The sequence below is a fragment of the Actinoplanes sp. NBRC 103695 genome (genome assembly GCF_030269485.1).
GTDB lineage: Bacteria > Actinomycetota > Actinomycetes > Mycobacteriales > Micromonosporaceae > Actinoplanes.
Window position 1 is genome coordinate 21,695 of sequence record NZ_BSTL01000056.1, and the last position, 7,627, is coordinate 29,321.

5 protein-coding genes are annotated in these 7,627 nt (G+C 70.5%); 3 read left to right on the plus strand and 2 right to left on the minus strand.

The window, feature by feature from the left end:
• Positions 1-57 precede the first annotated feature (57 nt).
• The 3 genes from pyrG (at position 58) to QSK31_RS46620 (ending at position 5,155) form a co-directional block, all read left to right on the plus strand.
• Positions 58-1,776: a CTP synthase gene (gene pyrG, locus QSK31_RS46610; protein WP_285691605.1), complete on the plus strand. Its 1,719-nt coding sequence runs from the start codon at positions 58-60 to the stop codon at positions 1,774-1,776.
• A complete protein-coding gene (locus QSK31_RS46615; protein ID WP_285691606.1) occupies positions 1,773-2,354 on the plus strand; it encodes an NUDIX domain-containing protein in 582 nt (193 codons plus the stop codon). The genes pyrG and QSK31_RS46615 overlap by 4 nt, the downstream gene beginning before the upstream one ends.
• A gap of 83 nt (positions 2,355-2,437) precedes the next feature.
• Positions 2,438-5,155 carry a peroxidase family protein gene (locus QSK31_RS46620; RefSeq protein ID WP_285691607.1) on the plus strand — a complete coding sequence of 906 codons (2,718 nt, stop codon included), beginning with the start codon at positions 2,438-2,440 and terminating at the stop codon, positions 5,153-5,155.
• A 6-nt stretch (positions 5,156-5,161) separates the two neighbouring features.
• On the opposite strand, the gene QSK31_RS46625 is transcribed toward QSK31_RS46620, so the two are convergent.
• Both QSK31_RS46625 and QSK31_RS46630 read right to left on the minus strand, forming a co-directional pair.
• The gene (locus tag QSK31_RS46625; RefSeq protein WP_285691608.1) at positions 5,162-5,857 is read right to left on the minus strand and encodes an SDR family NAD(P)-dependent oxidoreductase; all 696 of its coding nucleotides are present in this window, start codon (positions 5,855-5,857) and stop codon (positions 5,162-5,164) included.
• A gap of 9 nt (positions 5,858-5,866) precedes the next feature.
• On the minus strand, positions 5,867-6,661 hold the full coding sequence (locus QSK31_RS46630) for a helix-turn-helix transcriptional regulator (protein WP_285691609.1): 795 nt from the start codon (positions 6,659-6,661) through the stop codon (positions 5,867-5,869).
• Between the last annotated feature and the right edge of the window lie 966 nt (positions 6,662-7,627).

The following is a 7,627-nucleotide window of genomic DNA, read 5'->3' on the forward strand; positions in this document are numbered from 1 at the left end:
TGGCGCCCATCGGCGCTGGTTCGCAAGACCCTGTAGGACCGACCACGGGAGCTGGCTTTGGCCGTTGCAGCGCGCGATACCCGACACATCTTCGTCACCGGGGGCGTCGCCTCCTCGCTGGGCAAGGGGCTCACCGCCTCCAGCCTCGGCAATCTTCTGACCGCGCGCGGGCTCCGGGTCGTGATGCAGAAGCTCGACCCTTACCTGAACGTCGACCCGGGCACGATGAACCCGTTCCAGCACGGTGAGGTCTTCGTCACCGAGGACGGCGCGGAGACCGACCTGGACGTCGGTCACTACGAGCGCTTCCTGGACAGGTCGCTGTCGCAGAAGGCGAACGTGACCACCGGCCAGATCTACTCGGCGGTGATCGCCAAGGAGCGGCGCGGGGAATACCTGGGCGACACGGTGCAGGTCATCCCGCACGTGACGAACGAGATCAAGGAACGCATCTTCGCGATGGCCGACCCGGACGAGTTCGGGCGTACGCCGGACGTCGTGATCACCGAGGTCGGCGGCACGGTCGGCGACATGGAGTCGCTGCCGTTCCTCGAGGCGATCCGGCAGGTGCGCCACGAGATCGGCCGCGACCACGTCTTCTACCTGCACGTCTCGCTGGTGCCCTACCTGGCGCCCTCCGGCGAGCTGAAGACCAAGCCGACCCAGCACTCGGTGGCCACGCTGCGCAACATCGGTATCCAGCCGGACGCGCTGGTCTGCCGCAGCGACCGGGAGATCCCGGAGAAGCTCAAGCACAAGCTGTCGCTCTACTGCGACGTGGACCGCGAGGCCGTGGTGGCCTGCCCGGACGCGCCGAGCATCTACGACATCCCCAAGGTGCTGCACCGCGAGGGCCTGGACGCGTACGTCGTGCGCCGCCTGGGCCTGTCGTTCCGCGACGTCGACTGGTCGAGCTGGGACGATCTGCTGCAGCGCGTGCACCACCCGCGCCGCACGATCACGGTGGCCCTGGTCGGCAAGTACGTGGACCTGCCGGACGCCTACCTGTCGGTGAGCGAGGCGATCCGGGCGGCCGGGTTCGCCAACCTGGCCAAGGTGCAGCTGCGCTGGGTGCCCAGCGACGACTGCGACACCCAGGCCGGCGCCGCGGCCGCGCTCAAGGGCGTGGACGGCATCGTGATCCCCGGCGGCTTCGGCATCCGCGGGATCGAGGGCAAGATCAACACTTCGCGGTACGCCCGGGAGAACAACATCCCGATCCTGGGGCTGTGCCTCGGACTGCAGTGCATGACCATCGACGCCGCCCGCAACCTGGCCGGGCTGGCCGGCGCCAACTCGCTCGAGTTCGACGAGACCACCCCGCACCCGGTGATCTCGACGATGGCCGACCAGCAGGACATCGTGGTCGGCAAGGGCGACCTGGGCGGCACGATGCGGCTGGGTGCCTACCCCGCCGCGCTGACCCCCGGGTCGATCGTCGCCGAGGCGTACGAGAGCACCGAGATCTCCGAGCGCCACCGCCACCGCTACGAGGTCAACAACGACTTCCGCGACAAGCTCGCCAAGTCCGGCCTGACGTTCTCCGGCACCTCGCCGGACGGCCGCCTGGTCGAGTTCATCGAGCTGGACAGGGAGACGCACCCGTTCTTCGTGGCCACCCAGGCGCACCCGGAGCTGAAGAGCCGGCCGACCCGGGCGCACCCGCTGTTCGTCGCGTTCGTCAAGGCCGCCGTGGCGTACGCGGCGGCCGACGAACTGCCCGTCGGCCCGCTGGCCGAGGTGGCCGGGACGGCCGAGGCGGTTCCGGCCTCGTGACCGCTTTCGAGCACGAGACCCTGGACCGTACCGAGCGTTATGCCGGGCCGATCTTCACGGTCTACTCGGACAAGGTGACCATGTCCGGTGGCGGGACGGCCACCCGGGACGTGGTGCGGAACAAGGGCGCCGTCGGCGTGGTGGCGCTCGACGACCTGGACCGGGTGGTGCTGATCAAGCAGTACCGGCACCCGGTCGGGGAGCGGCTCTGGGAGATCCCGGCCGGGCTGCGCGACGTCCAGGGCGAGGAACTCGTGCTGACCGCGCGGCGGGAGCTCGCCGAGGAGACGGACTGGGCGGCGGGCCGTTTCGACCTGCTGCTCGACCTGCAGACCTCGCCCGGGTTCAGCGACGAGACGATCCGGGTCTTCCTGGCCCGCGACCTGACCCCGGTGCCGGAGGACGAGCGGCACGAGCGGCAGGACGAGGAGGCCGACCTGGAGATCGCCTGGTTCGAGCTGGACGAGGCGGTCGCCATGATCCTGCGCGGCGAGATCACCAACGCGTCAACGGTCGCGGGTCTTCTGGCGGCCGCACGGACACGAGATGAGGGCTGGGCGACCCTCCGTCCCGCTTAGGGGGATCGCAAACCCGCCGTCTCCTGTAGAAAGTGGTAGCTCAGCGATGAGCTACCACTTTTTGCGCTTTCTGGGGGCGGACGATGACGGCTGCGTGGGCGGAAAGCTATCTGGGCGGGTCACCCGAGGCCGAACGTGTCCTGTTCGACCAGCTCGCGCGCAAGATCATGAAGGCGCAGGTGAAGAACGCGGCCGGCGGGAAGATCGTCGCCGGGTTCCAGGCCAAGGGCACCTACGTGGTCGACGAGGCCACCCTGCGGTTCGTCGACGATCTGGCCCCCGACCTCCGGGTGGGCTTCGCGCAGCCGGGCGCCTCCTACGCCACCACGGTGCGGTTCAGCAATGCCGAGGGGCGGCTGCTCTCCGACCGTTCGCCGGATCTGCGCGGCGTGGCCCTGCGGGTGACGGCGTCCGGGGGTGAACAGCACGATCTGACGATGACCAGCGCGCCGGTCGCGCACGCACGCGACGCCAAGCAGTTCGTCGAGTTCGCCGCGCTCACCGCGGGCGGCGGGTTGTCGCGCGTTCTGGGCCTGCTGCGGCTTCCGTTCGTGGTCGGGCCGTTCGAGGCCGTACGCATGATCCGGAACATCCTCGGCGGCCGCTCGGCGATCACCAGCGTGGCGACCATCTCGTACTGGAGCCGGACGCCGATCCGCTGGGGCGGCACCGCGGTGCAGTACTCGCTGCGGCCGGCCCCGGACACCCCCGCCGCGGCCTCCCACGACGGGCCGGACTTCCTCACCGCCGAGATGGCCGGCCGGCTGGCCGCCGGGGACGTGCGGTTCGAACTGTGCGTGCAGCGGTTCCGGGACGCCCGCAGCACGCCGATCGAGGACGCCGCGGTCGACTGGCGCTCGCCGTCCGCGCCGCCCGAGGTCGTCGCGGTGCTCACCATCCACCGTGGCACGCCGGCCTCGGCCGCCAACCTCAGCTACAACCCGTGGAACACCAGCGAGGACTTCCGGCCGCTGGGCAACCTCAATCGGGTACGCCGGGCCGCGTACGACGCGAGCGCCGCACACCGCAACCAGGAGCGGTGGATCACCGAGGCGCCGCTGCGGAACACCGTGTTCAGTGGCATCGCCGGCCGGATCTTCGCCACGGCCAACCGGTTCGTGCCGTGGCACCGGATGCCCGGGGCGCTGGCCCTGCTCAACCTCGCGTCGTTCCGGGACGTGCTGCGGCGGGACAACCTGCTCGACACCGAGGCGCGGGACGCTCCTCCGCGCGTACGCGAAGTGCCCGAAAGGCCGACCGGCGACCAGCGCAACTTCCGCACCCACGACGGCAGCTCGAACGACCTGTCGGACCCGCGGATGGGAGCGGTCGGCGCGGCCTTCGGCCGCAACGTGGCCGCCGACCCGCGGCCCGACCTGCACGACACGCCCAACCCGATCGTGGTCAGCCGGGAGCTGCTGCGCCGCGAGACGTTCATTCCCGCGACGACGCTGAACATCCTGGCCGCCAACTGGATCCAGTTCCAGGTGCACGACTGGGTGGTGCACGAGCGGCATCCCCTCGGCGTGGACGACGTGCGGGTGCCGCTGCCACCGGACCTGCCCGGCTGGGCGAACACGCCGGGCGGGGCGCTCGAGACGGAGATGCGCATCGGCGGGAACGTCCCGCTGGCGAACGGCGCCTTCGGCAACGTGGTCTCGCACTGGTGGGACGGCTCCGAGGTGTACGGCACCTCCCGTCCGGCCGCCAACGCGCTGCGGGACGGCGCGAAGCTGAGGCTCACGCCCGAGGGGTACCTGCCGACCGACCTCAGCGGCGCCGAGGTGACCGGGTTCAACGAGGCCTGGTGGCTGGGGCTGAGCAGCATGCACACGCTGTTCGTACGGGAGCACAACGTGCTCTGCGACGAGCTGCGCTCCCGGAATCCGTCGTGGGACGACGAGCGGATCTACCAGACCGCCCGCCTGATCGTCGCCGCGCAGATCGCCAAGATCCACACCGTCGAGTGGACGCCGGCCATCCTCAAGACCGACACGCTCTACAAGGGCATGAACATCAACTGGAGCGGTGTCCCGGCCGGCGACTGGCTGTCCCGGATCGGCGTCTGGCTGACCGACGTGCACGCGCTGCACGGCATCCCCGGCACGACACCCGACCACCACGCGGCGCCGTACTCACTGACCGAGGACTTCGTCGCCGTCTACCGGATGCACCCGCTGCTCCCGGACACCTTCTCCTTCGGTGGCTCCGGAGACCGTGACCTGCTCGATCTGCTCGGCGACAAAGCAGACGACGAGTTGCGTACGCTCGGGCTGACGAACGTGTTGCACTCGTTCGGCACCGCCCACCCCGGTGCGATCACGCTGCACAACTATCCGCGTACGCTGATGAATCTCGAACGCGAGGGCGAGCTGATCGACCTGTCCGTGGTCGACCTGGTCCGCACCCGGCGCCGCGACGTCCCGCGCTACAACGACTTCCGGGCCGGCCTGCACCTGCCGCGCATCACCCGCTGGGAAGACCTCAGCGCCGACCCGTCCACGGTGGCGAAGCTGCGCAGCGTCTACCGCAGTATCGACGAGGTGGACACGATGGTCGGCATGTTCGCCGAGACCCCACCGGACGGGTTCGGCTTCTCCGACACGGCGTTCCGCGTCTTCATCCTGATGGCGTCCCGCCGCCTGCAGAGTGACCGCTTCCTCACCGTCGACTACCGGCCCGAGATCTACACCCAGTTCGGCCTGGACTGGATCGCCGAGAACACCATGAGCACCATCATCAAGCGGCACTGCCCGACGCTGAACCCGCCGGCGGAGAACGCGTTCGCACCCTGGAACTGAGCCGGGTCAGACGAGCAGCCCGCCGGTCGCGCGGAGGTTCTGGCCGGTGACCCAGCCCGCGTCCGGCCCGGCCAGCCAAGCCACGACGTCGGCTATGTCGCCGGGCCGGCCGAGCCGCCGCAAGGCGGTCAGCGCCGCCGTCTGAACGAGTGCCTCGGGCGAGTTGACCGACCGGAGCATGTCCGTCTCGACCGCTCCCGGCGACACCGTGTTGACGGTGATGCCCCGCGGCCCCAGCTCCCGGGACGCGACGGCGGTGGCCTGCTCGAGAGCGCCCTTGCTCATCGTGTAAAGCAGATGCCCGGGCGCCGGCACGACCGTGTTCAGCGTCGACAGGTTCACGATCCGGCCACCCGGCCCCATCCGCTCGGCCGCGGCGCGCATCGCCAGCACCGGCACCTTCGCGTTGACCGTCAGCACCCGGTCGAACTCCGGTGCGCTCACCTCCGCCAGCGTCGCGCCCGGGTTGATCGCGGCGTTGTTGACCAGGATGTCGAGCCGGTCACCGACGGCCGCGACCATCGCCTCGACGCTGCCGACATCCTCGTGGTCGGCCCGGATGCCTGTCGCGCCCAGCAGGCGCGGCTCAGTGCGGCAGGTGTAGTACACCTGGGCGCCGTCGCGGGCGAGCCGTTCCACCACCGCCCGCCCGATGCCGCGGGAGCCGCCGGTGACCAGCGCGATCTTGCCGTCGAGGGACATGCGATCAAGCTAGGCGAGCCCCGGAGACGGCGTCTTGAACGATTGCGCGAGATGCAGATGCCGGCGCAACTCCCCAGGGGTGCACCCGCACATGGCACGCACGTCGCGGGTCAAGTGCGGCTGGTCGGCGTAGCCACAGTCGGCGGCCACCCGGGCCAGCGCGACCCGCCCGGCGAGCATCCCGATGGCGCGCTGCAGCCGGGCGATCCGGGCGACAGCCCCCGGCGCGATCCCGACATGCTGCCGGAAACCCTGCTCCAGCAGCCGCCGCCGAATACCGAGCCGGGCCGCCAGCACGCCGACGCCCGGCTCGGCATCCGGCCGCTGCAGCCGCGCCCACGCCATCACGATCCGCGGATCGACCCCCTGGCGCGCGTCCCGGATCTTGCGCCGTACCCAGCCGTCGAGGATCGCGAGCCGATCGTCGCCAGCCGCGGCGAGTCGTTCGACCAGCTCTGCCTCCTCGAACGGGACGGTGGCCCCAGCCAGCTCACCCATCGGCATCCCGAACACCGCCCGCACTCCCGCCGGCGTCAGCCCGGCCGTGACCCCGCGTCCCCACCGCTGCGCCGCGACAGCCGCCCGCGCCCGCGGCCCGGTCAGCACCGCACCGTGACCATCGAGGTCGATGACCAGCGCGGCGCCGGCGACCGGCAGCACCCGATGGTGGATCGCCGCTCCGGTCCCGGAGCGGAACGTCGCGTAACCGAGAACGTAGGCGGACAGGTGGCGGCCGGCCCGAACCACATCGGCACTCGCGCACGGCGCCGGCTGCGGTTCGGCGGGCAACGAATGCACCAGCATGACCAACGAGCCTATCGGCGCGAGCCCGACGGGAGTTGCGGCCGGCGGGCAGGCCGCTGGAGACCGTTCGTGGTTCGGTCGTGTTTTCTGATGCGTGGCTTTGTTGCCGGCCTTACTGGTGCGTGGTGTTGTTGACGGCCTTTCTGGTGCGTGGTGTTGTTGCCGGCGTTTGCGCTGGGTGGCGTTGTTGCCGGCGTTTGCGCTGGGTGTGGGGTCGGGCCGGGTCTGCCAGGCGCCCGGGGTGCCCGCTCACCGTCGCTGCCGCCGCTCGCGGTGGTAGCCGGGCATGGCGGTGGTAGCCGGGTACGGCGGTGGTAGCCGGGTACGGCGGTGGTAGCCGGGTACGGCGGTGGTAGCCGGGTACGGCGGTGGTAGGTCGAGGCGGCATCTGTGGCGCCGGCGGCCGGCTCGGCCTTTCGCGCCGCCCACACCGGGCGGCCGGTGGTAGTACCGGGCGCCGTCCACTGAGCTTCCCCCGCTCTGAGCTACCACCCGCGCGGACCGTGGTGACTCAGAGCGGTATTTCGACCCGGATACCGCTCTGTCCCACCACTGCAAGCCTGGTCTACCGCTCGCGCCTGCTCCTACCACTCGACCGCGACCCGGACCTACTCGGGTGGCCGGCCAGGGCGCCGAACCCGGACCGTCGCGCCCGCTGTCGACAATCGGCGCTCAGATGGCCGCCTAGCCGCCGCGTTCTTGATCTTGATTCTCGCGCGCGTCCGCCACCTCCCCCACCCCTGTTGGGTGGGTGGGAAAGTAGCGGGAGGGTGTGACACGTTCCGGCGGTTGTCCACAGGCGGGGCGGAAATTGATGGGGAGCCCGGGTGCGCGCGCTTAGAGGGCATCTGATCCTCGATCAGGTTGATTCGCGTTTGCCGGCTGTCAGCGGGCGTGCTGGTTCGTTGGCAGTACATGGGGATGGAGCGACGTCCATATCGATCGGACCTGTCGGATGCTCGGTGG

Bases quoted from the DNA above. Each gene is read 5' to 3' on its own strand.
- QSK31_RS46630 (WP_285691609.1), bottom strand. From the start codon at position 6,661: ATGCTGGTGCATTCGTTGCCCGCCGAACCGCAGCCGGCGCCGTGCGCG.
- QSK31_RS46620 (WP_285691607.1), top strand. From the start codon at position 2,438: ATGACGGCTGCGTGGGCGGAAAGCTATCTGGGCGGGTCACCCGAGGCC.
- QSK31_RS46625 (WP_285691608.1), bottom strand. From the start codon at position 5,857: ATGTCCCTCGACGGCAAGATCGCGCTGGTCACCGGCGGCTCCCGCGGC.